Annotated in this window: 2 protein-coding genes; one reads left to right on the top strand and one right to left on the bottom strand. The window is 46.3% G+C overall.

Features of this window, described 5'->3' with window-relative positions; translation table 11 throughout:
• A partial coding sequence (locus B7X71_RS17195; RefSeq protein WP_293601636.1) for a histidinol-phosphate transaminase occupies positions 1 to 792 on the top strand: 792 nt, incomplete at its 5' end.
• Positions 793 to 794: 2 nt separating this feature from the next.
• Here the strand turns inward: B7X71_RS17195 and B7X71_RS17190 are convergent.
• On the bottom strand, positions 795 to 1273 hold a 479-nt coding region (locus tag B7X71_RS17190), incomplete at its 5' end, for a histidinol dehydrogenase (protein ID WP_293601635.1).

Here is a 1273-nt window from a genome sequence, read left to right as displayed (position 1 = left end):
TTGGGCCTACTCAAACAAGCCAAGCCCGTTCAGTTTCCGGATATTACTTATAGCTTCTACCCGGTTTATTGCAAGTTATTTGGGGTTGAGTATCAAGCAGTCCCCCTAGGCCCTGATTTTGAGATTCAGACGGGGGATTTCAAAACCCCCAATGGTGGAATTATTTTCCCCAATCCCAATGCTCCAACTGGTCGAGCCATTCCGCGATCAGATATTGAATCCCTGCTGAGCAGAAATACCGATTCCGTAGTGGTGATTGACGAAGCTTATGTAGATTATGGAACTGAGTCTCGCATTCCCCTGCTTCGCGGAAGCGCTTGTCCAGAAAACCTCCTAGTCGTACACACCCTCTCTAAGTCACGCGCCCTAGCAGGACTTCGCGTTGGATTTGCGGTGGGACATCCAGACCTAATTGAAGGTTTAGAGCGAGTGAAGAATAGTTTTAACTCCTATCCACTTGGTCGTTTGGCTCAAGCAGGAGCAATTGCTGCCATACAGGATCAAGCGCATCTCGAATCTACGAGCAAAAAAGTAATCCACACTCGTGAGCACTTAGTGGGTGAACTAGCCGATCTAGGTTTTGAAACTTTGCCATCAACAGCCAACTTTATTTTTACGCGCCATCCAAAACATGCTGGTGCGAAGCTCTATCAAGCTTTACGCGATCGTGGAATTATTGTGCGTCACTTTAAATCACCACGCATTGAAGAGTTTTTACGCATCACCATCGGTACTGATGAGCAAACAAATGAATTGATTACTGCTCTGAAAGAAATTCTAGCAAGCGTTTAAGTTTATTTTTTCAGTCGCATCTCAGCAGCACGGGCATGAGCCGTTAAACCCTCACCGTGAGCGAGTGTACTAGCAACAGCACCTAATGTTTGAGCACCCGCTTCACTCACTTCAATCATGCTTGAGCGCTTTATAAAGTCATACACACCTAAAGGCGAAGAGAAGCGTGCAGTGCGCGCTGTTGGCAATACATGATTCGGGCCTGCACAATAATCACCCAAAGATTCGCTAGTGTAGTTACCCATAAAAATGGCGCCAGCATGACGGATTAACTCAGCCCACTTACGCGGCTCAGTTGCACAAATTTCTAAATGCTCAGCAGCGATGGCGTTGGCAATCTCACAAGCCTCGCTCATATCTCCTACCTGAATCAATAAAGCGCGATTAGTAAGCGATGCTTCGATCACTTGCTTTCTTGGCATCTCAGGCAATAGCTTGTTAATACTTGCTTGCACTTGCTCAATAAATTTCTCATCTGGGC

Source organism: Polynucleobacter sp. 39-46-10 (assembly GCF_002282275.1).
Note: the sequence above shows the minus strand (reverse complement) of the source record. Positions and strands in the feature narration are given on the sequence as shown.